This window comes from Microbacterium sp. LMI1x-1-1.1 (genome assembly GCF_040676205.1).
Taxonomy (GTDB): Bacteria; Actinomycetota; Actinomycetes; order Actinomycetales; family Microbacteriaceae; genus Microbacterium; species Microbacterium aquilitoris.
The window spans coordinates 1,220,984-1,244,815 of record NZ_JBEGHM010000001.1; the positions used below are offsets into that span (position 1 = coordinate 1,220,984).

The window sequence follows — 23,832 nt, forward strand, 5'->3', positions numbered from 1 at the left end:
GCATGCGTTTCGTGTCGGATCTGCCCTCGTGACCGCGCTCCCGACCATCGACCGCACCCCGCGCTACTACCTGAGCGCCCTCGGCATCGGTCTGCTCGCCGGGCTCATGTCGGGCATGTTCGGAGTCGGCGGCGGCACGGTCATCGTCCCGCTCCTGCTGACGCTCCTCGTCTTCGACCAGCGCCGCGCCGCGGGCACGTCGCTCGCCGCCATCGTCCCGACCGCCGCCGTCGGCGTCATCTCGTACGCCGCTGTCGGCGCGGTGGCGTGGATCCCCGCGCTCATCCTCGCCGCGGCCGCCGTCATCGGTGCGCAGGTCGGCACCTGGCTGCTCGCGCGGCTGCCGCAGAACGCGATCCGGTGGGGGTTCATCGCCTTCCTCGTCGTCGTGATCGTGATGCTGTTCATCGTGGTGCCGTCGCGTGATGCGGAGGTCCCCCTGACGTGGGGCACCGGCATCGGATTCGCCGTGCTCGGCGTCTTCACCGGGATCATGGCGGGGCTCCTCGGGGTGGGCGGCGGCGTCATCGTCGTGCCGGCGCTCATGTTCCTCTTCGGGACGAGCGACCTCGTCGCCAAGGGCACCTCGCTGCTGATGATGATCCCCACCGCCATCTCGGGGACGATCGGCAACCTGCGTCGCCACAACGTCGACCTCGTCGCGGCGGCGGTCATCGGCGTCGCGGCGTGCACGACCACGGCCCTCGGCGCCTGGCTTGCGACCCTCGTCGATCCCTTCACGGCGAACGTCCTCTTCGCGGTGTACCTCACCTTCATCGCGGTGCAGCTCGGGATCAAAGCGATTCGCGCCCACCGCGCCCGCTGACCGGACCCGCGGGAGGCCCGGACGGTAGGATCGTCCGGTGCCTGTGAATCCCGAGTTGCTCGGTCGAGCCTTCCCGCCGACCACCCCGTACCTCGTCGGACGTGAGAAGGTGCGCGAGTTCGCCCGTGCCGTCTTCGCGACCGACCCGCAGCACGACGACCCCGCCGCGGCTCAGGCCCTCGGCTACGCCGACGTCGTCGCGCCGCCCACCTTCGCGATGGTGATCCAGGACATCGCGCTGCAGCAGCTGCTGGGCGAGCCCGACTCGGGCATCGTGCTCGAGCGCGTCGTCCACGCCGAGCAGCGCTTCCGCTACACGCGACCCATCGTCGCGGGCGACGAGCTGACCGGGCGTCTCACGGTCACCGGCATCCGTGCATTCGGCAAGGGTGCGATGGTGACGAGCGAAGCCGAGATCACGGATGCCGGTGGCGACCACGTCGTCACGGCGACGTCCGTCCTGCTGGTGGGAGGAGACGAATGATCCCCCTCGAGGTCGGCGCGGTCGTCGCCGAGCGCACCGTCCACCTGACGCGCGCGTCGCTCGTCCGGTACGCGGGAGCGTCGGGCGACTTCAACCCCATCCACTACAACGACGCCGTCGCCGAGCGCGTCGGCCTGCCCGGCGTCCTCGCCCACGGCATGCTGACGATGGGCCTCGCTGTCGAGACGCTCGTCGAGTGGCTCGGCGACTCCGGTCGCATCCTCGAGTACGGCGTGCGCTTCACGCGCCCCGTCCTCGTCGACACCGAGGCCGGCGCGGACGTCACGGTCGTCGCGAAGGTCGGCGCGGTCGACGACGATGCCGTGCGTATCGATCTGACGGTCAGCCACGACGGCACGACCGTCCTCGGCAAGGCGCAGGTGCGCGTCCGCGCGGCATCCTGATGCCCGAGATCACGCCCGTCCCGCTCTCTCAGCTCACGACTCTCCGGGTCGGCGGGTCTCCGCAGCGGATGGTCGAGGCGACGACGGCCGACGAACTCGCCGACGCGCTCCGCGAGGTCTGGGCGGCGGGGGAGCCGTGGCTGGTCCTCGGCGGCGGATCGAACCTGCTCTTCTGCGATGAGGAGTTCGAAGGCACCGTGATCCTCGTCCGCTCGTCGGGCATCGAGCGGCTGCCCTCGCCGAACCCCGGTCACGTGCGCCTCAGGGTGCAGGCGGGTCACTCGTGGGACGACCTCGTCGCGCAGACGGTCGCGGCTGGGCTCAGCGGCATCGAGGCGATGGCCGGGATCCCCGGCACGACGGGCGCCGCGCCCATTCAGAACGTCGGTGCGTACGGTCAGGAGATCGTCGAGACGCTGGTCGAGGTCGAGCTCATCGACGAGGCGACCGGGGAGGTGTCGGTGGTCCCGGCATCCGATCTCGGTCTCGGTCTGCGCACCTCGGTGCTGAAGAAGCACTACGGGTCGGTGCCGGAGCGTTCGGCCGTCATCCTGTCGGTGACCCTCGAACTCGCCCAGGTCGGCCACGGCGCGGTGCCCGTCCGCGGTGCGCAGCTGCGGTCGGCGCTGGGACTCGACGCGGATGCCGAGGTCACCCTCGCGTGGATCCGCGAGACCGTCCTCGAGATCCGCGGACGCAAGGGCATGGTGCTCGACGAGGACGACCACGACACGTGGAGTGCCGGGTCGTTCTTCCAGAACCCGGTCGTGTCGGCGCAGTTCGCCGCGACCCTCCCCGCGGAGGCGCCGCGGTGGTCGATGGCGCCCGCCCTCGAGGCGGATCGCGTCATCCCGCTCGACCGGTTCGACGGGTTCATCCCGCCGCGCGCCGGCGGACCCGCGCCCGTCAAGATCAGCGCCGCATGGCTCATCGAGCACGCGGGGATGCGCAAGGGCTTCCGCCTGCCCGGCTCGCAGGCGTCGCTGTCGACCAAGCACGCGCTCGCGCTCACGAACCGCGGCCGGGCGACGGCCGAAGAGGTCGCCGCCCTCGCGCGGCTCATCCAGCAGCGCGTGCAGTCCGAGTTCGGCGTGGTCCTGCAGCCCGAGCCGGTGCTCTTCGACGTCGAACTCTGACCCGGGGCGTTCGACGCCGAGGTCCCGATCCGGCCGGGAACAGCGCGCTCATTCCCGGCCGGAGTGGGACGTCGACGAAGTCCGACGTCAGGCGAAGAGGCGCTGAAGGCGCTGGACGCCCTCGAGCAGCTGGTCCTCGCCGAGCGCGTAGGACAAGCGCAGGTAGCCCGAGGGGCCGAACGCCTCACCCGGGACGACGGCGACCTCGGCGCGCTCGAGGATGAAGTCCGCCAGCTCGAGGGAGGTCTCGATGCGGACGCCGTCCCATTCGCGCCCGAGCAGGCCCGTCACGTCGGGGTAGACGTAGAAAGCACCGAGCGGGTTCGGGACGGTGACGCCCGAGATCTTCGCGAGTTCGGCGACGATCAGCCCGCGACGACGGTCGAACGCCTGTCGCATCTTCTCGGCCTCGTCCTGCGGCCCGGTGAGGGCGGCGAGGGCCGCGCGCTGCGCGATGTTGTTGACGTTGGAGGACAGGTGCGACTGCAGGTTGCCGGCGACCTTGATGGCGTTGGCGGGGCCGACCATCCAGCCCACGCGCCAGCCGGTCATCGCGTACGTCTTCGCGACGCCGTTGACGAGGATCGTCTGGCCGGCGAGCTCCGGCACAGTCTCGACGATCGACTGGGCCCGCGCGCCCTCGTAGACGAGGTTCTGGTAGATCTCGTCGCTGATCACCCAGATGCCGTGGGCGAGGGCCCACTCGCCGATGGCCTTCGTCTCGTCGGGGGTGTAGACCGCGCCGGTCGGGTTCGACGGCGAGACGAACACGAGCACCGTGGTCTTGTCGGTGCGAGCGGCCTCGAGCTGGTCGACGGTGACCTTGTACTCCTGATCGGCACCGGCGAACACCTCGACGGGCACGCCGTCGGCGAGGGCGATCGCCTCGGGGTAGGTGGTCCAGTAGGGCGCGGGGAGGAGGACCTCGTCGCCGGGGTTCACGACCGCCTGGAAGGCCTGGTAGACGGACTGCTTGCCGCCGTTGGTGACGATGACCTGCGACGGCGCGACCTCGAGCCCGGAGTCGCGGAAGGTCTTCGCCGCGATCGCCTCACGGAGCACCGGGAGGCCGGCGGCGGGCGTGTAGCGGAAGTTGGCGGGGTCGCGCAGGGCCTCGGCCGCGGCATCCACGACGAACTGCGGCGTCGCGAAGTCGGGCTCTCCGGCCGCGTACGAGATCACCGGGCGACCGGCGGCCTGCAGGGCCTTGGCCTTGGCATCGACCTTGAGGGTCGCGGACTCGGCGATGGCGCTGAGCTTTTCGGACACACGGGGTTTGCGGGAGACGGGGGCGCGTTCGGTCACCCTCCGAGCGTACCGTCGGGCATCGCCCGGGCGAGAGGTGTGACGCGGGTCAGCGCGTGGGGCGCGTGAGGATCTCGTTGCCCGATTCGAGGATCGCGACAGTGTGCTCGGTGTGCGCGGTGCGGCATCCCGTCGCGCTCCGGAGCGTCCAGCCGTCGTCGTCGACCTTCAACTCGTCGGTGTCGACCATGACCCACGGCTCGATCGCGAGCATGAGTCCGGGGCGCAGGCGGTAGCCGCGGCCCGCGCGGCCGATGTTCGACACGTGCGGATCCTGGTGCATCGTCGTCCCGATGCCGTGCCCGCCGAACTCGGTGTTGACGGGGTAGCCCGCGGCGGTGAGGACGTCGCCGATCGCGGCCGAGATGTCGCCGATTCGGGCGCCGGGCTGCGCCGCCTCGATGCCGGCGGCCAGGGCCTCCTGGGTCGCCGTGATGAGCGGGTCGTTCTCGGCGTGGGCGCCGCCCCCGACGGTGAAGCTGATCGCGGCGTCCGCGGCCACGCCGCTCGTTTTGATCGCGAGGTCGAGGGTCAACAGGTCGCCCGCGACGACTCGCTGATCGCGCGGCCGACCGTGGAGGACGGCGTCGTTCACGGCCGTGCAGATGTAGTGGCCGAACGGGCCGCGACCGAACGACGGCGCGTAGTCGACGTAGCAGGATTCGGCACCCGCGCCGAGGATCATGTCCTTCGCCCACGCGTCGATCTCGAGGAGGTTCGTCCCCGGCTTCACGCGCTCCTTGATCCCGTGCAGGATGTCGCCGACGAGTCCACCCGTCGTGCGGGCGCGGTCGATCTGGTCGGGGGTGAGGATTTCGATCACGAGGCAGTCCGTTCGGTCATCAGGCGCAACGGACAATCATACGTCCGCGCGCCTCGCCGTGGTCGGGAGCCGGTCGACGCCCCTCTAGGCTCGTCGTGTGCTCGAGTGGATCCTGGCCGAATGGATGCAGATCGTCGGATTCGCGACGGGGGCCGCGTGCGTGTTCCTCGCCGCTCGCCGGAACATCTGGACCTACCCCCTCGGCATCGCCAACAACATCGTCTTCCTCGCCGTCTTCGTGCCGGCCGGGCTCTACGCCGCCGCAGCACTCCAGGTCGTCTACCTCGTGCTCGGGGTCCACGGCTGGGTGCGCTGGGCGCGCGGCGTCGAGCAGGACAAGGGCTACATCGCCCGCACGCCGCGCCGTGCCGTCCCGTGGCTCGTGGTCGCCGGCATCGGCGGCACGGCCGTGCTCGCCTGGTTCCTCGCGACCTTCACCGACTCGCAGGTGGCGGTGGCGGATGCCGCGACCACCGCGGCGAGCCTCGTCGCCCAGTACATGCTCAACCGCAAGTGGATCGAGAACTGGTTCGTCTGGATCGGGGTCGACATCGCCTTCGTCGCGCTGTCCATCGTGACCGGCCTGTGGATCGTCGCGGCCCTCTACGTCCTGTTCATCGGTCTGTGCGTCGGCGGCTACGCGGGCTGGCGGCGCGTCGAGCGGACGTCGGCCCCCGGCGAGGTCGCGGCCGCGCGTGCCTGACACGCGGTTCCGCCACGGCGTCGTGGTGGGGAAGTTCTACCCCCTGCACGCCGGGCACGCCCACCTCATCCGCTCCGCGGCGCGTCAGTGCGAACGGGTGACGGTCGAGGTCATCGCCGCGTCGGTCGAATCGATCCCGCTCGCCGAGCGCGCGGCCTGGATCCGCGAGGAGCACCCGACCGTTCGTGTTGTCGACCACCTCGACGACACCCCCGTCGACTTCGCCTCCGACACCGCGTGGCAGGCGCACACCGCGACGATCGCGGGCCTGCTCGACAGCCCGGCGGATGCGGTCTTCACGTCCGACGCCTACGGCGAGGAGCTCGCCCGACGCCTCGGCGCGACCTGGGTGCAGGTCGACCCGGGGCGCATCCACAACCCCATCTCGGGAACGGCGATCCGCGCCGACATCGCTGCGCACTGGCACGAACTCGCCCCCGCGGCCCGGGCGTCGCTTGCGGCCCGCATCGTCGTGCTCGGTGCCGAGTCGACCGGTTCGACGACTCTCGCCGCGGCGCTCGCCGAAGAGCTCGGGACGACGTGGGTGCCCGAGTACGGCCGCGAGTACTCCGAGATCCGTGACGGCGGCCTCGACGCCCCGTGGCGGAGCGACGAGTTCGATCTCGTCGTCGACCGCCAGATGGCGATGGAGGATGCCGCACTCCGCCGCGTCCCCATGCCGGTGCTCGTCTGCGACACCGACGTGCTCGCCACGGCGCTCTGGCATGAGCGCTACGTCGGGCGCCCGGCCCCCGGCATCCGTCGTCGTGCGGACGGCCACCGGCCGGCCCTGTACGTCCTCACGGGGGACGAGATCCCGTTCGTGCAGGACGGGATGCGCGACGGCGAGCACATCCGGCACGCCATGCAGCGCCGGTTCCGCGAGGTGCTCGCCGAGCAGTCGGTGCCGTGGCTGGAGGTGCGCGGATCGGTCGCCGAGCGGGTCGCCGCCGTCCTGCCGGCCGTCCGCGAGGCGATCGTGCGGGCGGCATCGTTCGCGGCTCCCCTCGAAGGGCGCCCGCTCGCCGAGCAGGAGGCCCTCCGCGGGCGCACCGCCGGCGACGCGTCCCGTTAGGCTGGCGCGATGGCGGACCGCTGGCACAAGCTCTCGGAATCACCCACGACGAGTGCAGCGGATGCCGGTGTCGCACCGCTCACCGCGGAGGATCTCTTCCGCGCACCCGGCCGCGCCGAGGCCCCCGCGCTCGATGAGAAGGTCCGTCGCGCCTACTACTGGATCGTCAACCGCGCCGTCATGTCGCCGTACTACGACATCGAGTTCTCCGACGGCGATCCGCTGACCTTCGGGGTGGGGGATGCCGGGGCGGAGATCACTCTGCCGACGCAGCCGTCCTTCTCATCGAACGTCCTCCTCCCGCTCCTGTCCTTCGTCGTCGGAGGCAAGTGCCTGCTGATCGGCGGACCCGGACGCGGCAAGACGACCGTCGCGGTCCTCATGGGCGTCCTCTCGGGGTCGACCGCCGAGGAGGTGCGCCGCGGCGTGCAGCAGGGGCAGCCGCAGCTCACGATCAGCGACCTCGTCGGCATCCCGCTGCCGCGCGACCTCGTGCAGGCGGGTTCACTCGCCGAGATCGGCATCGCGTGGCGCGAGTGGCTCACGCGCCCCGTGAAGATCGTCGACGAGTACAACCGCATCCCGACCAAGACCCAGTCCGCGCTCCTGACGATGGTCGCCGAGGGCTATGTCGAGAGCCACGATCAGATGCGGCGGACGGCGCCGGAGTCGGGCGTCGAGAGCTGGTTCTTCACCGCCAACGACGACGCCGGCGGCGGGACATTCCCCGTCATTCAGGCGCTCCGCGACCGCATGGACGTCACCGTCCCGGCGGCGGGGTTCAACAGTCGGTTCTTCGACGAGCTCGTCGCCCGCGTCGAGGCGGGCGAGAAGCCGGAGGAGCACGTCCCCGACGAGCTCGTCTTCGACGGCGACGAGCAGCGTCGGATGCGCGACGAGGTGCGGGCGGTGCCCGTTCCCGACGCCGTGCGTCGCCGCCTGGAGTTCTTCTTCAGCCACTTCGAGTTCGTCCAGGGTGGCGGGCGGCGGTTCGAGTACCGGACGAAGGACACCGTCACGACGGCCGGCGGCCGGGTGCCCGAGGTCATCGAGTCGAACTCCGGCGCCGACCTCACCGCGGACCTCGGCGCCCAGACGATCAACGGGCTGTCGGTCCGGGCTCTCCAGACGCTCATCCTCTACGCGAAGGCGATGGCGTGGTTCCGCGGCCGGCCGACGGTCGAGATCGCCGACGTCGCCGCGATCCTGCCGTTCGTCCTGCGCGGCAAGCTGCTGCCGAACCCGACGCATCCGCGGTTCGACGTCGGCGCCGAACGCGAGCTCGCCACCGACCTGTCGAGCTGGCTGAGCGACATGTTCGCGGAGTCGTGCCGGCAGTACGAGGCGCTCGGCCGCGGGCAGGACGATCCGGTCCGGACGCTGCTGGCCGACCTCGACCGCGGGCTCGACGGCGTCAGCGCTGTGGACGCGTCGCGCCGCCTCACCGAGATCGAAGCGCGCATCCGCGCGATCGCGGCGACGGGCAAGGTCTACGGCCGCGATTTCGACGACCTCGTGACGCTCAAGTACCTCCACCAGCGCTACACGGCCTACCTGCGGTGGGCGGAGCGCCGCGCGTGATCCGGCGTCCCGGGCACCTCGCGGCTCCGCCCCCGTCCGCGCCGATGCCGCACGTCGAGGGCCTCGACATCGACCTCGCCGCCCGGAACACGGCGGCAGCCGGGGGTGACCCCGCACGCTTCGCGGCGTCGTTCGCCGCCGGGTTCGCCGCGGCATCCGACGTCGACGCCGTCGACCTCGCCGGTGTCGCCGCCTGGCGAGCCGGCGCCCTCGCGTTCCGGGACGACGCCCTGCAGCGTCTCGCGCGGCTGTCGCAGACGCATCCGGATGCCGCGGCCGCAGCCCTCGGGCTCGATTCCGCCGACCTCGACGCGTTCCTCGAGGCGCAGCGGGACGACCGGTTCTGGTGGCCGGGGCGGGCGGCATCCCGCGGCTACGTATGCGCCGTCGGCGGCTTCGCCGGCCTCGGCGGGGCGTGGATCGCACCGCCCGTCGAAGCGGCTCCGCTCGGCGACCCGGGAGCCTTCGGCGTCCGGACGGGCGAGCAGTGGTGGCGCCTCGACGCCGACGCGTGGGGATCGCGGCTGCGTGCTCTCGACGCCGCGCCCGAGGCGGCGGCCGGGGGAGCGGCGAGCATCGTGCTGTTCCCCGATTCCTACCTCGCCTGGGTCCACGTGCGGGATGCCGCGTGAGCGCCCCGGCGACGGTCGTCCCGCTGGAGGGCGGGACGCGGGAGGCGTGGGAGAGCGCCCTCGGGCTCTGGGGTGTGCACCTGCGCGACGTGCGTCTCGCACCGGGTGAGGGCGCCGCGAAGGGCACCGCTGCCTGGTTCTCGTTCCCGCCGTCGGTCACCGTCGACCCCGACATGATCCGCACGTGGGGCGTCGAACACGGGGCCGAGAGCCTGTTCGCCCACGAGATCGGCCATCACGTCCTCGCCCCGGCCACCCGGATGGATTCGCTGAAGATCCGCCATCAGCTCGCCCGCGCACTCGCCGCCGCGGGGGCGGACCCGGTCTCGGCGGACGACCTCGCGCTCCTGTCGAACCTCTGGACCGACCTGCTCGTCAACGCCCGGGTCGCGCTGCTGCAACGCCGCCGCGGCGACACGGAGCCGGTCGGGATCGTGCGACTCGTGCAGGCGACGCTCCCCGCGCCCGAGAGCGCCGATCGCCTCTGGTGGGTCTACCTGCGGACCTTCGAACTCGTCTGGGGCCTCCCCGCCGGACGACTCTGCCCGCCCGCGCCGCCGGCTCCGGCCCCACCGGCTCCGCCGCGCGGACGCTCCGACGCACCGTGGGAGGAGATCCCCGAGAAGCACCGCGAGCAGGAACGCGCGCTCCGCGAAGCGCGTCGCGAGCGAGAGCGCATCGCCGCCGAGCTCACGGGAGCGATCACGACGCGTCCCGAGGCGGATGCCGACCAGCTCGCCGGCGTCGTGCGCTCCTTCGCGCACGATCCGGTGCTCGGGGCGTTGCGGTTCGGGGTGCTCACGGCGCCCTACATCGTGGAGCGGCAGCGGTCGTCGCGACGGACACCGCCGGCCGGGCCGGGCCACGGCGCGGGCTGCGCCGCCGACGACGCGCCGGTGACCGCCGAGGAGCTCGGCCGCATCCTCTCCGACCGCCGGTTGCACGGCGGAATCCCGGCTCATCCCGGGTCGAGCGGTCCGGGTGCGATCGGCGAGGCCGGCGGGGGAACCGGCGTCGGCGGCGGTAACGGCCAGGCGCTCGGGCTCGCCCGCACCCTCGCGCTGTACGGGGCGAGCGACCCGGACGAGGTCACGGCCGCCTGGTACCGCGCCGAGGCGGCCCCGTGGGTGCGACCGTTGACGCAGCGGATGCCGGCGGTCCCCGCTCCGGAGCTGCCGGGGCCGCTCGAGGTCTGGGAGACGGGCGACGACCTCGCCGACCTCGACCTGCCCGCGACCCTGCAGGCCGGGGCCACCGTCCTCCCCGGGGTCACGACGCGTCGGCGATCGTTCCTGCCCGACGAGCCGACGCCGCGTGAGGCGAGCATCGCGCTCGACGTCTTCATCGACTCGTCGGGCTCCATGCCGCGGCCGGGCCGCGGATCGTCGGCGGTCCTCGCCGGCATGATCGTCGCGCTGTCGGTGCTCCGCGGCGGGGGCCGCGTGCGCGTCACGAGCTTCTCGGGGCCGGGCCAGGTCGCCGGCTCAGACGACTACCAGCGGACGGTCGGCGGCGTCGTCCGCGACCTCGCGTTCTTCTTCGGCGGCGGGACGACCTTCCCCCTCGACCTGCTCGAGCGCCGCTACACAGGGCTCCGCCCACCCGCACCGGATGAGCGGCGGCACCTCCTCGTCCTCTCCGACGACGGTCTCGTGTCGATGTTCGGCGACGGCAATGCGGAGTACGCCGACGTCGCCACGCGTGTGCGGCCGCTGCTGACGACGGCGACCCTCCTGCTCTCGGCGCGCTCGACGCGCGTCGACGCGCAGGCCGCGGCGGCCGGGTACGACGTCCTGCACGTCCAGACGATGGACGACGCCCCCGCTGCGTGCGCCCGATTGGCGGAGGCGCTCCGTGGCTGAGTCCGGAGAACTGCTGTCGGCATGGTCGGCATCGGCCCCGCCCGAGGACCGCGCGTGGGAGGCGACCGTTCCGGGTCCTTCTCTCGCTGCGGTCGCGGCACGGATGGCGAGCGTCCCGCGCTCCTTCCTGGACGCGCGGGTCTCGATCGCCGCGCTCGCCGGCGACGTGCTCCGTCCCCGGCTGCTCGCGGTGTCCCATGAGGACGACGACCGCGTGCGCCGCGGGGCCGCGGTCGGCCTCTGGCTCGTCGCGAGCGAAGACCTCGTCGAACCGTTCGCACCCTCGGTGGCAGCGGCCCCGGGCATCGGGCGCGCCGTCGACGCCCTCGCGCTCCGTCTCTCCCCGGTCGTCGATCCGTGGGAGTGGCTGTCGGACGACGAGCGCCGCGAGGAGGCGGTCCGCACGTTCCTCCTGTGGGCGGGGCTGCGACCCGCCGGCGAGGACGTCACGACCGCCCGCAGCCTGCTCGAGGCGCGGGATTCCCTGCGCCGGAACGCCGCCCTCGCGCAGGCCTACGCCGCGCACCGCCACCGCGACGAGATCGCCCGCCGGCTCGCCGAGGCGCGGGCGAAGGAGGCCGCCGCGAGGTACTCGAGTGAGTGACCCCGACGACTCCCTCGCCCTCGCCGAGTACACCCCGGGCTCGGCGGCCGTCCTGACCGACGCGGAGCGATGGCCGACGATGGATGCCGCCGGTGCCGCACGCCTGGACCGGTGGCGCCGGCATCCCGCCGCACCCGACTGGGTCCACGCGACCGGCGACCGGCTGACGGCCGAGATGGTCGAGCGCACCCGCCGGCCGCTGCCGACGGACGGCTGGCTCGAGGAGCACCTCGGGGCGGCGCGGAACCTGCTCGCGTACCGGGGGCTCGGCGACCTCGCCGCGCTCACGGACTTCCCGCCGATCACGCGGCAGCACCTCGTCGACGACCTCGCCGCGTTCGTCCCGTTCGACGCGGACCTCGACCGGATGCTGCACGGCACGAGCTCGGGGTCGACCGGCGCCGCCCTCCTCATCCCCGACGACGTCGAAGAGGTCGCCCGCGGCTTCCACCTCATGGTCTCGCTCGTCCGGGCGCAGGGGATCGACTGGTCTCCGGACGGCGAGCGGTTCGCCGTGGCATCCGTCGTCTTCCAGCGACAGGCGTTCACGTACGTCTCGCTCGTGAGCGGGTTCGCGCACCGGGCGATGGCGCGTCTGAACCTCGACACCGGCGCGTGGCGGCGACCGGGCGACCGTGTCGCGTTCCTGCGCGACGCCGATCCCCAGGTGATCTCGGGGCACCCGACGAGCCTCGCCGAGTTGCTCCAGCCCGAGCTGCGGGGCGTCCTGCGTCCGCTCGCGCTTTTCTCGGGCGCGATGGCGCTGTCGGGGCCGCTTCGCGCCGACCTCGAAGAGGCCTACGGATGCCCCGTCTTCGACGTCTACGGTCTGCACGAGACCCGGCCGATCGCCGTCCGCACGGACGACGGACCGTTCCGTGTGCTCGACCGGCGCGTGCACGTCGAGGTCCTCGACGCAGAGGGAACCGTGGTGCCCGAGGGTGAGGTGGGGGAGATCACGGTGACGGCGGGGGAGAACCCGCTGCTGCCGCTCGTCCGCTACCGCACCGGTGACACCGGACGGTTGGTCCGCTTCGCCGACGGCGGGATCGGCATCGCGGACCTCGAGGGGCGGGAGAACACCGTGTTCCTCGCCGCCGACGGCCGGCGGATCCCGTGCGTCGACCTCACCCAGCAGTTGCAGACCCACGGGGCTCGGGGGTGGAGCATCGAGCAGGCGGCGGACGGGAGCATCGACGCGCGGATCGTCGGCGGCGACGCGGATGCCGTCGAGCGCGTCCTGTCGGCGCTGCTCGGTCGAGGCGTCGACGTGCGGCGGTACGAGCGGCTCATCGAGCTCGGCGAGGGCAAGCCGCGGCGCTACCGCAGCGCCGCCGGCTGACCGGCCCGGGCGCTTCTCAGCCCACTCCACTACGGTGGATAGGTGAGTGACCCCCAGACCCCGACCGAATCCGCTGAAACCCCCGACCTCCCCGGCTTCGATGAACTCGGTTTGACCGGTCCCGTCCTCGCCGCCATCAAGGACCTCGGCTACGAGACGCCCTCCGCGATCCAGGCCGCGACCATCCCCGTCCTCCTCGGCGGCCGCGACGTCGTCGGCATGGCGCAGACCGGCACCGGCAAGACCGCCGCATTCGCCCTTCCCATCATGGAGAACCTGGATCTGGCCCAGAAGACTCCGCAGGCACTCGTTCTCGCCCCCACCCGCGAGCTCGCGCTCCAGGTGTGCGAGGCGTTCGAGTCCTACGCCGCCCGCATGAAGGGCGTCCACGTCCTCCCCGTCTACGGCGGGCAGGGCTACGGCGTGCAGCTGTCGGCCCTCCGCCGCGGCGTGCACATCGTCGTCGGCACCCCCGGCCGCATCATGGACCACCTCGAGAAGGGCACCCTCGACCTCTCGCAGCTCAAGAACCTCGTCCTCGACGAGGCCGACGAGATGCTGAAGATGGGGTTCGCCGAGGACGTCGAGCAGATCCTGGCCAAGACGCCCGCCGAGAAGCAGGTCGCCCTGTTCTCCGCGACGATGCCGCCGTCGATCCGCCGTCTCGCGCAGCAGTACCTTCGCGACCCGGAGGAGATCACGGTCAAGACCAAGACCTCCACCAACACGAACATCACGCAGCGCTACCTGATCGTGTCGTACCAGCAGAAGGTCGACGCACTCACCCGCATCCTCGAGGTCGAGGACTTCGACGGGATGATCATCTTCGTCCGCACGAAGAACGAGACCGAGACCCTCGCCGAGAAGCTCCGCGCCCGCGGATTCAGCGCCGCACCCATCAACGGCGACATCCCGCAGCCGCAGCGTGAGCGGTCGATCTCTCAGCTCAAGGACGGCAAGCTCGACATCCTCGTCGCGACCGACGTCGCCGCTCGTGGTCTCGACGTGGAGCGCATCAGCCACGTCGTGAACTTCGACATCCCGACCGACACCGAGTCGTACGTGCACCGCATCGGCCGCACCGGCCGTGCCGGCCGCAAGGGCGACGCGATCAGCTTCGTGACGCCCCGCGAGCGCTACCTGCTCGCGCACATCGAGCGCGCGACGCGTCAGGCGCCCACGCAGATGCACCTGCCGACCACCGAGGACATCAACTCGACGCGACTCGCCCGCTTCGACGACGCGATCACCGCCGCGCTCGCCGAGACCGACCGCATCACCGGGTTCCGCGACGTCATCGCGCACTACGTCCGCAACCACGACGTGCCCGAGCAGGATGTCGCCGCCGCCCTCGCCGTCGTGGCACAGGGCGAGACGCCGCTGCTGCTCGACCCCGCATCCGACCAGCTCGCGAAGACGCTGGCCGCCGACGCCGACCGTGGCAACCGCAGCAAGGACCGTCCGGCGCGCGAGCGTTCCGACGCTCCGCGCGAGCGTCGCGGCAAGGGCGACTTCACGACGTACCGCATCGCGGTCGGCCGTCGTCACCGTGTCGAGCCGCGTCAGATCGTCGGCGCGCTCGCGAACGAGGGAGGCCTCGGCCGTGACGACTTCGGCGCGATCACGATCCGGCCCGACTTCTCGCTCGTCGAGCTGCCGACGTCGATGGACTCGTCGGTCCTCGACCGTCTGAGCGGCACCCGCATCTCGGGCCAGCTCATCGAGATCCGCCCCGACCGCGGCCGTCCCGGTGGCGAGCGCCCGCAGCGCTCGTTCGACGACCGGCCGAAGCGCTCGTACGACGACCGCCCGGAGCGCAAGCCCCGCCACAGCCGCGACTGACGGCATCCGCCGACCGGGCGGCGTGCTGCGGCATCCGCTCGTTCGGCGATGCGCCGGCTCTCCGTTTCGCGGGCTGGACCGGTGACGTTGGTCGTCGTTCGCGGATGCAATGGATCGCGGGCGACGCGCCGTGCGCGGGCCGGATGCCGCGGCGTGTCGGGCCGAAACTATTGCATCCGCTGACGGTTCCAGGTCAGGCCTGGCCGGGCCCACGGGTACCCACTGACGAGCGGATGCCTCCGGCCGCCGTTCGCGGACGCGATGGATCGCGGGCGACACGCCGTGCACGGGCCGGATCCCGTGGCGTGTCGTGCCGAAACTATTGCATCCGCTGACGGCGCACCCGGCGCCCCGCCTCACCCGCCGTGACTCCCGATGATCGCCGCGCGGATGCGGTCGATCGGGATCTTCGGCGTGCGGTCGTCGGTCACGAGGCCGTTCGTCTCCTGCAGGGTGTCGGCGAGCTGGGTGTAGCAGAAGCCCGCGAGGGCCTCGCTCGCGTGCACGGCTGCCATGAGCCCCTCGAAGCGTTCCGCGAAGTCGTCGGGCGAGGTCGCGGAGGAGTAGCCCCAGGCACCCTCGGCCGCGGCGGTGTCGAACGAGATGCCGCCGAACTCGGTGAGCATGACGGGCGCATCCGACACGTCGCCGCCGAGGATCAGGTCGCGACCCGCCGGTCCGGTCGCGTCGATGAGTCGGCGGATGCCGGCATCCGTCGCATAGCGCTCCCGCACGACCTCGGGCCGCCACTCGTAGTCGTGGATCGCGACGATGTCGGTGTCGACCTGCTCCCAGCCGTCGTTCGACACGACGGGCCGGGTCGGGTCGAGGGCCTTCGTGAGCGCCACGAGAGCGCGGGCGAAGTGCTGCATCCGCGGATCCGTCGCGATGTGCTGCACACCCCAGCTCTCGTTGAGCGGCACCCACGTGACGATCGACGGGTGGGATGCGTCGCGGCGAACGACCTCGAGCCACTCGCGCGTCGTGCGCTCGATGGCGGTCTGCGTGAACGTGTAGGTGCCGGGCGCCTCGCCCCAAACGAGCAGACCCAGTTGGTCGGCGGCGAGGAGGAAGCGCGGATCCTCGAACTTCTGGTGCACCCGCGTCGCGTTGAAGCCCATCGACAGGATGAGCTCCGCCTCCTCTCGCAGGGCAGCCGCCGACGGTGCGGCCAGGTGCGACTCGGGCCAGTACCCCTGGTTGAGCACGGAGCGCACATAGTAGGGACGGTCGTTGAGCCAGAACCGTCCGCGCGCGACGTGAGCGGTGCGGATGCCGAGGTACGAGGCGACGACGTCGTCACCGACCCGCACCTCGGCGTCGATGAGGCGCGGATGCTCGGGCGACCACAGCAACTCCTCGTAGGCCTGGCCGTTGCGGAGCTCGGCGATGGGCAGGACGACGGTCGCCTCGTTCTCGGTGACGACGGCGCGGACCGTCGCGAGCGTACGTCCCGCGAACGAGAGGGAGATCGCGGCATCCGTCCCTGACCGAGGTCGAGCGGATAGTTCGAGGTCGACCGTGACGATCCCGGCGCGCGGGTCCGTCGTCCACCGGAGCCCGGTGATGTGGAGGGGTGGCACGCTCTCGAGCCACACCGGCTGCCAGATCCCGGACGTGCGGTGGTACCAGATGACGTGGGGATCCTCGCGCCAGTCCTGCTTTCCGCGGGGCTGAGCGATGTCGAGCGGGTCGTCCTCGACGCGGACGACCACACGGGACCCCGAGCGTGCAGCGCGGGTCACGTCGAGGACGAACGGCGTGTGACCTCCCTCGTGCGAACCGACGAGTGATCCGTCGACCCAGACGTCGCAGCGGTAGTCGACGGCTCCGAAGTGCAGGAGGAGGCGCCGGCCCGACTCGTGACCGGCGGCCCGCAGGTCGGCGTCGGTGAGGTCGCGGGAGTACCAGACGATCGGGTGCATCCCGGTGTCCCCGACGCCCGACGCGGACGACTCGGGCGGGAACGGGACGACGATGTCTCGTTGGGCGACCCCGGATGCCGGCCACCCGGAGGCGACGCCCTCGTCGGCGTCGTCGTGGGCAAAGGCCCACGAGTCGCTCAGGTCTGCCCATGTCGACCGGACGAGCTGGGGCCGGGGGTAGGTGCCGTCTTGCGTGCTGGCACGCAAGGCGCCGTGGTCGTCATCGATCATGGCGTCCAGCATGCCTCATGCTGTGCAGCGCTGTAAACCTGGAAGGTTCGATGGGCCCGTTCAGGGTGCAGGGATCGACGGCGCGCTCTCGCGGATGGCGATCCGATGGGGGGCGATCTCATGCCGCCCTGCGCCGTCATACCCCGCGACCCGCTCTAGGAGAAGCTCCATGGCACGGGTGAACAGTGCATCGACGTCGGGACTGACGCTCGTCAGGCTCGGGAACGTGACGGCGCTGAGGCGTGTGTCGTCCCACCCGGTCACCGCCACGTCCTCCGGCACGCGGATCCCGCGCTCGTGCAAGGCTCGGAGGGTGCCCATCGCGGCGAGGTCGTCGCGGCACACGACCGCGTCGACATCCCACCCGTCGCTCAGTGCCTGACGCACCGCGGCCGCCGTGTCGGCGGCATCTATGGACGCTGTGGCCACGAGCATCCGCGGGTCGGCCCGGACGCCCGCCCCCGTCAGGGCTTCCTGGTATCCGAGGATGCGCTGGCGGGACGTCTCGCTGAGGGAGGTCGTCTCGTGGCCGACGAAGCCGATCCGTCGTCTGCCTGAATCCAGCAGGTGTGTCGTGATCTCGCGCGCTGCGGCCACGTTGTCGATCATGACGTGGTCCATCGTCAGGGGCGCGGGCATCTCGCCGAGGAGCACGATGGGGATCTGCGAACGATGCTGGGCGATCTCGGAGGGGCTCATCTTCGACGGCTGGAAGAGCATGCCGTCGACGAGGCCCGCCTCGGAGCTCGCGATGAGGGCGCGCTCGCCCTCGATCGTGTCGTCGGTCTCTTCGAGGAGCACGCGGTAGTCGAAATCCCGAGCCCGTCGCGACGCCACGTGCGCGAGTTCGGCGAAATAGGGGATCGCGACATCGGCGAAGGCGACGGCGACGAAACCCGTTCGCCCGGTGGCCAAGCGTCGGGCGACGACGTTGGGCCGGTAGCCGAGTTCGTCGATCGCCCGCTGAACTCGCTCGCGCATCGCGGCCGAGACGTGTGGGTGGTTGCGGACGACGTTGGAAACGGTCTTCATCGACACGCCCGCCCGTTCTGCGACGTCCTGTAGGCGCGGTCCTCGCATGGAGATTCCCTTCAACGGCTCGCGGGCCACAGTACAGCGCTCGCCCGGTTCGCTCCGGCGAGCGGTGGCCGAGCCCGTTGACACCAAATTTCTAGCGCTGTAAGTTCGACGACACTCACACAGCGCGCCCGAGCTTCCGGGCGGGGAGTACTCAAAGGAGAGCAATCACATGACTACGCGACTTTCGCGGGGCCTCGGTCTCGGCGTCGCCACGGCGCTCGCCGTCACACTCAGCGCCTGCGGGGCAACGAACTCCAGCGAGGGCGGGGTGTCGGGCGAGGACTACGACGGCCCCGCCGTCGAAGTCACCTTCTGGCACGGCTGGACGGGCGGCGCCGCGCCGACCATCGTCCCCAAGCTGATCGACAAGTTCAACGCCGAGCACGACAACATCAAGGTCAAGAACGTTCCCCAGGAATGGGCGGACATCAACTCGAAGATGCCGCTGGCGGTAAAAGCGGGCAAGGGGCCCGATGTCGCCGTCCTCCACGGCGACGACCTGGCGACGTACGCCGCGCAGAACCTGCTGCAGCCCGCCGACGAGATCATCGAGGGGCTCGGTTACAGCGAGGGCGACTTCCCGCCCGACGTGTTCGGGATGGGGGACTTCCGCGACGCGCAGTACGCCGTGCCGTGGAGCGTCACGCCGCTCGGGATGTTCGCGAACAAGGACGTCATGAAGAAGGCCGACCTCACCGAAGTGCCGACGGACCGTCAGGGCTACCTCGACGCGCTCGAGAAGCTGAAGGCGGCCGGCGTCCAGGGCGAGTGGGTCGACGGCTACGTCTTCACGGGGACGTTCGAGTTCCAGAGCCTGCTCTGGCAGTTCGGCGGCGATCTGTACAACGACGACGTGACCGAGGCGACCTTCAACTCGGATGCCGGGGTCAAGGCGCTCACCTGGATGACCGACCTCGTCGACAAGGGCTACAGCCCGAAGAACGTCGCGCAGGACGGCAACATCAAGGCGCTCCTCGCCGGCGACACCGCCTTCAACTGGAACGGCGTGTGGCAGACCACCAACACCGCCTTCGGCGACCTCGATTGGGCAGCCGCCCCGGTGCCGCAGATCGGCGACGAGAAGGCCGTCTGGTCGAGCTCGACGCACTGGGTTTTCCCCGCGAACAAGGGACAGAGCGCTGACGAGACCTCGGCCGCCGCGACCTTCGTGAAGTGGATGAACGACAACTCGGCCGGCTGGGCGGAGACGGGCGAGCTCCCCGCGGCCAACACGGTCCGCGAGGACCCGGCCATCCTCGAGAAGTACCCCAACCTCGAGCCGTTCATGGAACAGCTCGATTACGCCCACTATGAGACCGTGTCGCCCGGCATCAACGAGGCCAACGCGCTCATCACCACCGCGATCAATGAGGCGCTGACCGGCAAGAAGACGCCGCAGGCTGCGCTCGACGATGCGAAGGCGAAGGCGGACGCGATCATCGAACAGAACCAGCAGAAGTATGGCGAGTGACCTCGCCGCCACGACGGCCGTCCCGGCCGACCGCATCGTCGGTCGGCCGGGCGGTCGTGGCCGTCGTCCGGCCGCACGCCGTCGGCGCACCCTCATCGCTTACCTGTTCCTCGCACCGTTCCTGGCGTTGTTCGTCACGTTCGTCATCGTGCCGGCCGTGTTCGGCGTGTGGATCAGCCTCACCAACTGGTCCCCGTTCCGCGACAGTCAGGACTTCATCGGCCTGAAGAACTACCTCGACCTCTTCACCGCGGGCTCGACCACGTCGGCGGACTTCTGGAACTCGATGCGGGCGACGGGGCTGTTCGTCGTCCTGAGCGTCCCCTTCCTCGTGGTCGTGCCGCTGTTCATCGCCGTCCTCCTGAACCGCAAGCTGCGGGGAGCCACCTTCTTCCGAACCGTTTTCTTCGCGCCGTACGTGCTCGGTGTCGCGATCGTCGGCGTGATCTGGAGCTACGTCTTCGACACGCAGTCCGGCATCCTGAACCACCTGCTTGGGCTGTTCGGCCTGCCGAGCGACACTCCGTGGGTGGTCGACACGCCCTGGGTGTGGGTCTCGCTGGTCGGTGTCACCGTCTGGTGGACCGCGGGGCTCAACACCGTCATCTTCCTGGCCGGTCTCAAGGGCATCAACACCGACCTCTATGAGGCCGCGGCGCTTGACGGCGCGGGAGCCGCCCGCACGTTCTTCAGTGTGACGCTGCCCGGACTGCGCCCAGTCATGATCTTCATCACGACGACGACGATCCTCGCCTCGGCGAACATGTTCGGACAGTCGTTCCTGTTGACGAACGGTGGTCCCGGCAACGAGACCCGCACCGCGATCATGTACATCGCCGACCAGGGCCTGTCCCAGAACAACATGGCGCCGGCCTCGGCGATGAGCTACGTGCTCTTCGCCTTCCTGGCGATCATCAGCGTCGTCAACTTCCGCCTGCAGCGCGAGCGCAGCGAGAAAGCCGCCTCATGACCGACACCGCCGTCCGTCCCGCCACGACGAAGCCGTCGCGCCCCGTGCGCCGCCGATCCCCCCGTCGAGCGGGGGACCTCACCGCATACGCCGTTCTCGGCGCCCTGGCGCTCGTCGTGATCTTCCCGCTCATCTGGATGCTGCTCACCTCGGTGAAGACCGACGCGGATGCCGTCCGCAACCCGTATGCCCTTCCTTCCCCGCCCTCGCTCGAGGCCTACCAGACGCTCCTGCTCAGCGGTCAGCAGCCGATCTTCCTCTGGCTGTGGAACAGCTTCGCCGCGGCGACGCTGCAGACCGTACTCATCCTGGTCACCGCGTCGATGGCCGCCTACGCCCTGGCCCGGCTCGATTTCGCAGGCCGGAACATCGTCTTCGGTCTCATCATCGCGACCTTGCTCGTGCCGCCGGTCGTCTTCCTGATCCCGAACTACCTGCTGGTCGAAAACTTCGGGTGGCTCGATTCGATCCTCGCGATCACGGTGCCGGGGGCGGCGAGCGCTTTCGGGGTCTTCTTCCTCCGCCAGTTCTTCCTCGGCATCCCTCCCGAGATCGAGGAGGCGGCCCGCATCGACGGTGCGGGGGACTTCCGAATCTTCTTCCAGGTCGCGCTCCCTCTCGCGCGGCCGGCTCTCGCGACCCTGGCCGTTCTCTCCTTCCTCGGCAACTGGAACGATTTCCTGTGGCCCGTGTACGTCCTGCTCTCGCCCGAGAACATGACGCTCCAGCCCGGACTCGCCATGCTTCAGGGCGCGTTCCGAACCCACTTCGGCATCGTCATGGCCGGCGCCGCGATCGCCTCGATTCCGGTCCTCATCCTCTTTGCTTTCGCACAGCGGCAGATCGTCGATTCGGTGGCCGGAGCGGCGGTGAAGGGATGAGACGCGCCCTAGAGCTGGCAGCGTTCACAATCGTGGGGGTGCTGGCGATGAGCGGTTGCGGCGCCGCGTCGCAGTCCGCGCCGGCGCCCTCCGCGGACTCGGCATCCGGAACGGGTTTCGTGCTCGACGAGGATTTCCCCGATCCCGACGTGGTGTCGACCGATTCCGGGTACGCCGCGTTCGCCACCGGGAGCCACGGATTGAACATCCGCGTCGCAACGTCGGCCGACCTCGAGAGCTGGACGGTCGAACGGCGCGATGCGCTGCCGACGCTGCCGGCGTGGGCGTCACCCGGGCGGACCTGGGCGCCCGAGGTGACGGCTCTCGGTGAGGAGTACGTCATGTACGTCACCGCAGAGCACGCTGCGTCGGGTCGGCAGTGCATCGGCGTCGCCGTCGCGCCGTCGCTCGACGAGCCCTTCGTCCCGGCATCCGACGAGCCGCTCGTGTGTCCCGTTGAGGAGGGCGGCGCGATCGACGCCGCCACCTTCGACGACCCGGACGGCACCCGCTACCTGCTGTGGAAAACGGACGGAAACTGCTGCGCCCTCGACACGCGGCTCATGATGGCCCCGTTGGCGGCCGACGGGCTGTCGCTGGCCGCCGCGCCCGTCGCCCTCCTCGCGCAGGACCAGCCGTGGGAGGGGGCTCTCGTCGAAGCACCCACCCTGGTCGCCCGCGACGGGGGCTACGCCCTTCTCTACTCGGCGAATGACTACGGCGGCGACTCGTACGCCGTCGGTGCGGCCTGGTCGGACGAGCTCGAGGGCCCGTATCGGAAGCAGCCCGAGCCGATCCTGACGACCTCCGGCAGCGACGGAGCCTTCCGTGGTCCTGGAGGCCAGGACGTCGTGTCGACCGCCGACGGCGATGTGCTCGTCTTCCACGGCTGGGACGAGCAGTACATCTATCGCGGCCTGCACGTCGCGCCCATCCGCATCGCGTCCGGCGGGGTGGCCGTCGACCTCGGCTGACGGTCACCCCGACGGCGGGTCACTCCACGAGGAATCGCGCGTAGGCGCCGAGGGTGAGGAACGCCGGGAAGTCCTCGTCGAGCGCGACCTCGCGGAACACCTGTGCGGCGTCGTCGAACCGGTCGCCGTCGTGGCGGATCGCCTCGTCGAGCACCTGTGCGACGAGGCCCTCGACGTAGTCGCGCGTGATGCGCGTGCCGTCCTCGGTGGACAGGTCCTGGTGGATCCAGTGCCAGATCTGCGAACGGCTGATCTCGGCGGTCGCCGCATCCTCCATCAGTCCGTCGATCGCGACCGCCCCCAGGCCCCGCAGCCACGCCTCGATGTACCGGATCGCGACCGATACGTTGCCGTGGACACCGGCTGCGGTGATCGGCAACCCGATGTGGCAGTCGATGAGCTGTGCGGGCGACACGTGGACCTCGTCCCGTCGGCGATCGACCTGATTCGGGCGGTCGCCGAGGACGGCGTCGAACTCGGTCTGCGCCACCGGGATGAGGTCGGGGTGCGCCACCCAGGTGCCGTCGAACCCGTCGCCCGCCTCGCGCTTCTTGTCGGCGGCGACCTTCTCGAACGCGGTGCGGGTCGCCTCGGGGTCGCGCCGATTCGGGATGAAGGCACTCATGCCGCCGATCGCGAAGGCGCCCCGCTTGTGGCAGGTCTGGACGAGCAGTTCGGTGTAAGCCCGCATGAACGGCACGGTCATGGTCACCTGGCTGCGGTCCGGCAGGACGAAGCGCGCACCGCGGCCGCGGTAGTTCTTGATCATCGAGAAGATGTAGTCCCAGCGGCCGGCGTTCAGTCCCGCCGCGTGGTCGCGGAGCTCGAAGAGGATCTCCTCCATCTCGAACGCGGCGGGCAGCGTCTCGATCAGCACCGTCGCCCGGATCGTGCCGTGGGCGATCCCGAGGAACCGCTCGCTGAAGGTGAAGACGTCGTCCCACAGCTTCGCCTCCTCGGCCGACTCGATCTTCGGCAGATAGAAGTAGGGGCCGCGGCCGTCGGCGATCAGGCGTTCGGCGTTGTGGAAGACGTAGAGGCCGAAGTCGACGAGTGAACCGGATGCCGCGAGCGTCCGGCCCAAGCGGTCGGTGACGTCGATGTGCTTCTCGGGCAGGTGCCACCCGCGCGGACGCATGACGATCGTCGGCGTCCGTTCCGCGATGACCTCGTAGATCTTCCCTTCGGGGCTCGTGAAGCTCAGCTCGCCGCGGATCGCGTCGCGGAGCGTCAGCTGCCCCTCGATCACGTTCTCCCAGGTGGGGCTCGTGGCGTCCTCCTGGTCGGCGAGCCACACGCGGGCACCCGAGTTCAGCGCGTTGATCGTCATCTTCGGGTCGGTGGGGCCGGTGATCTCGACACGGCGGTCCTCGAGGCCGGGGCCGGCTCCGGCGACCTGCCAGTCCGGGTCGTCCCGGATGTGCGCGGTGTCGGAGCGGAAGGTCGGATCCTGACCGTTGCCGATCTCGAAACGGCGCCGCATCCGGTCGGCGAGACGGTCGTGGCGGCGTCCGCCGAACCGCTCGTGAAGCTGCGCGACGAAGTCGAGGGCTCCGGGCGTGAGGATCTCCTCGTACCGCTCGCGCAGCGGTCCGCGCACGGTCAGGGCGGTCGTCGTGGGGGGAGGGGTGTCGATGAGGGTCATGTCGTACTCCTGAAGAAAGGGGATGCCGGGGCATCC

Annotated in this window: 21 protein-coding genes; 16 read left to right on the top strand and 5 right to left on the bottom strand. The window is 70.7% G+C overall.

The genetic code is table 11. The features are described from left to right. Positions 1–28: 28 nt before the first annotated feature. The 4 genes from MRBLMI1x_RS05995 to MRBLMI1x_RS06010 are packed head-to-tail and all read left to right on the top strand — an operon-like array spanning position 29 to position 2,850. On the top strand, positions 29–826 hold the full coding sequence (locus MRBLMI1x_RS05995) for a sulfite exporter TauE/SafE family protein (RefSeq protein ID WP_018186919.1): 798 nt from the start codon (positions 29–31) through the stop codon (positions 824–826). A 37-nt stretch (positions 827–863) separates the two neighbouring features. Then, positions 864–1,310, top strand: coding sequence for an FAS1-like dehydratase domain-containing protein (locus MRBLMI1x_RS06000; RefSeq protein WP_363457160.1), 447 nt, complete (start codon positions 864–866; stop codon positions 1,308–1,310). Beyond that, a complete protein-coding gene (locus tag MRBLMI1x_RS06005; RefSeq protein ID WP_363457163.1) occupies positions 1,307–1,714 on the top strand; it encodes a MaoC/PaaZ C-terminal domain-containing protein in 408 nt (135 codons plus the stop codon). The genes MRBLMI1x_RS06000 and MRBLMI1x_RS06005 overlap by 4 nt, the downstream gene beginning before the upstream one ends. Next, positions 1,714–2,850, top strand: a complete 1,137-nt coding sequence (locus tag MRBLMI1x_RS06010; protein ID WP_363457166.1) for a UDP-N-acetylmuramate dehydrogenase — start codon at positions 1,714–1,716, stop codon at positions 2,848–2,850. The genes MRBLMI1x_RS06005 and MRBLMI1x_RS06010 overlap by 1 nt, the downstream gene beginning before the upstream one ends. An 87-nt stretch (positions 2,851–2,937) precedes the next feature. On the opposite strand, the gene MRBLMI1x_RS06015 is transcribed toward MRBLMI1x_RS06010, so the two are convergent. Together MRBLMI1x_RS06015 and map are read right to left on the bottom strand one after the other, a co-directional pair. Continuing rightward, positions 2,938–4,155, bottom strand: a complete 1,218-nt coding sequence (locus tag MRBLMI1x_RS06015; RefSeq protein ID WP_363457169.1) for a pyridoxal phosphate-dependent aminotransferase — start codon at positions 4,153–4,155, stop codon at positions 2,938–2,940. Positions 4,156–4,204: 49 nt separating this feature from the next. Then, positions 4,205–4,978, bottom strand: coding sequence for a type I methionyl aminopeptidase (gene map / locus MRBLMI1x_RS06020; protein ID WP_020098103.1), 774 nt, complete (start codon positions 4,976–4,978; stop codon positions 4,205–4,207). 97 nt (positions 4,979–5,075) lie between these two features. On the opposite strand from map, the gene pnuC reads away from it, so the two are divergent. From pnuC to MRBLMI1x_RS06060, 8 genes are read left to right on the top strand one after another with little or no spacing between them, the layout of a single operon-like run. Continuing rightward, the gene (pnuC, locus tag MRBLMI1x_RS06025; RefSeq protein WP_363457172.1) at positions 5,076–5,681 is read left to right on the top strand and encodes a nicotinamide riboside transporter PnuC; all 606 of its coding nucleotides are present in this window, start codon (positions 5,076–5,078) and stop codon (positions 5,679–5,681) included. Further along, positions 5,674–6,756: an AAA family ATPase gene (locus tag MRBLMI1x_RS06030; RefSeq protein WP_363457175.1), complete on the top strand. Its 1,083-nt coding sequence runs from the start codon at positions 5,674–5,676 to the stop codon at positions 6,754–6,756. Before pnuC ends, MRBLMI1x_RS06030 begins: the two co-directional genes overlap by 8 nt. Positions 6,757–6,765: 9 nt before the next feature. Next, positions 6,766–8,337: an AAA family ATPase gene (locus tag MRBLMI1x_RS06035; protein WP_363457178.1), complete on the top strand. Its 1,572-nt coding sequence runs from the start codon at positions 6,766–6,768 to the stop codon at positions 8,335–8,337. Continuing rightward, positions 8,334–8,969 carry a potassium transporter Kef gene (locus MRBLMI1x_RS06040; RefSeq protein WP_363457181.1) on the top strand — a complete coding sequence of 212 codons (636 nt, stop codon included), beginning with the start codon at positions 8,334–8,336 and terminating at the stop codon, positions 8,967–8,969. The genes MRBLMI1x_RS06035 and MRBLMI1x_RS06040 overlap by 4 nt, the downstream gene beginning before the upstream one ends. Further along, positions 8,966–10,831, top strand: coding sequence for a VWA domain-containing protein (locus MRBLMI1x_RS06045; RefSeq protein WP_363457184.1), 1,866 nt, complete (start codon positions 8,966–8,968; stop codon positions 10,829–10,831). The genes MRBLMI1x_RS06040 and MRBLMI1x_RS06045 overlap by 4 nt, the downstream gene beginning before the upstream one ends. Beyond that, entirely contained in the window at positions 10,824–11,435 is a 612-nt protein-coding gene (locus MRBLMI1x_RS06050) for a phosphohydrolase (protein WP_363457187.1), read from the top strand. The genes MRBLMI1x_RS06045 and MRBLMI1x_RS06050 overlap by 8 nt, the downstream gene beginning before the upstream one ends. Beyond that, complete coding sequence (locus MRBLMI1x_RS06055; protein WP_363457190.1) at positions 11,428–12,777, top strand: AMP-binding protein; 1,350 nt, start codon at positions 11,428–11,430, stop codon at positions 12,775–12,777. Before MRBLMI1x_RS06050 ends, MRBLMI1x_RS06055 begins: the two co-directional genes overlap by 8 nt. Before the next feature lie 42 nt (positions 12,778–12,819). Then, positions 12,820–14,619 carry a DEAD/DEAH box helicase gene (locus MRBLMI1x_RS06060; RefSeq protein ID WP_363457193.1) on the top strand — a complete coding sequence of 600 codons (1,800 nt, stop codon included), beginning with the start codon at positions 12,820–12,822 and terminating at the stop codon, positions 14,617–14,619. 356 nt (positions 14,620–14,975) lie between these two features. On the opposite strand, the gene MRBLMI1x_RS06065 is transcribed toward MRBLMI1x_RS06060, so the two are convergent. Continuing rightward, on the bottom strand, positions 14,976–16,787 hold the full coding sequence (locus MRBLMI1x_RS06065) for a glycoside hydrolase family 2 protein (protein ID WP_363457196.1): 1,812 nt from the start codon (positions 16,785–16,787) through the stop codon (positions 14,976–14,978). A gap of 48 nt (positions 16,788–16,835) precedes the next feature. Continuing rightward, positions 16,836–17,807: a LacI family DNA-binding transcriptional regulator gene (locus MRBLMI1x_RS06070; protein ID WP_376716644.1), complete on the bottom strand. Its 972-nt coding sequence runs from the start codon at positions 17,805–17,807 to the stop codon at positions 16,836–16,838. 217 nt (positions 17,808–18,024) lie between these two features. Between MRBLMI1x_RS06070 and MRBLMI1x_RS06075 the strand changes: the two genes are divergently transcribed. Genes MRBLMI1x_RS06075 through MRBLMI1x_RS06090 form a run of 4 tightly spaced genes read left to right on the top strand, consistent with a single transcriptional unit; the run spans position 18,025 to position 22,151 of the window. Continuing rightward, complete coding sequence (locus tag MRBLMI1x_RS06075) at positions 18,025–19,326, top strand: ABC transporter substrate-binding protein (protein WP_363457200.1); 1,302 nt, start codon at positions 18,025–18,027, stop codon at positions 19,324–19,326. After that, complete coding sequence (locus MRBLMI1x_RS06080; protein ID WP_018186941.1) at positions 19,316–20,296, top strand: carbohydrate ABC transporter permease; 981 nt, start codon at positions 19,316–19,318, stop codon at positions 20,294–20,296. Before MRBLMI1x_RS06075 ends, MRBLMI1x_RS06080 begins: the two co-directional genes overlap by 11 nt. Beyond that, positions 20,293–21,177: a carbohydrate ABC transporter permease gene (locus MRBLMI1x_RS06085; protein ID WP_018186942.1), complete on the top strand. Its 885-nt coding sequence runs from the start codon at positions 20,293–20,295 to the stop codon at positions 21,175–21,177. The genes MRBLMI1x_RS06080 and MRBLMI1x_RS06085 overlap by 4 nt, the downstream gene beginning before the upstream one ends. Beyond that, positions 21,174–22,151 carry a glycoside hydrolase family 43 protein gene (locus MRBLMI1x_RS06090; RefSeq protein WP_028497485.1) on the top strand — a complete coding sequence of 326 codons (978 nt, stop codon included), beginning with the start codon at positions 21,174–21,176 and terminating at the stop codon, positions 22,149–22,151. The genes MRBLMI1x_RS06085 and MRBLMI1x_RS06090 overlap by 4 nt, the downstream gene beginning before the upstream one ends. A gap of 19 nt (positions 22,152–22,170) precedes the next feature. Here the strand turns inward: MRBLMI1x_RS06090 and aceB are convergent, their stop codons facing one another. After that, positions 22,171–23,796: a malate synthase A gene (gene aceB, locus MRBLMI1x_RS06095; RefSeq protein ID WP_363457205.1), complete on the bottom strand. Its 1,626-nt coding sequence runs from the start codon at positions 23,794–23,796 to the stop codon at positions 22,171–22,173. Positions 23,797–23,832 lie beyond the last annotated feature (36 nt).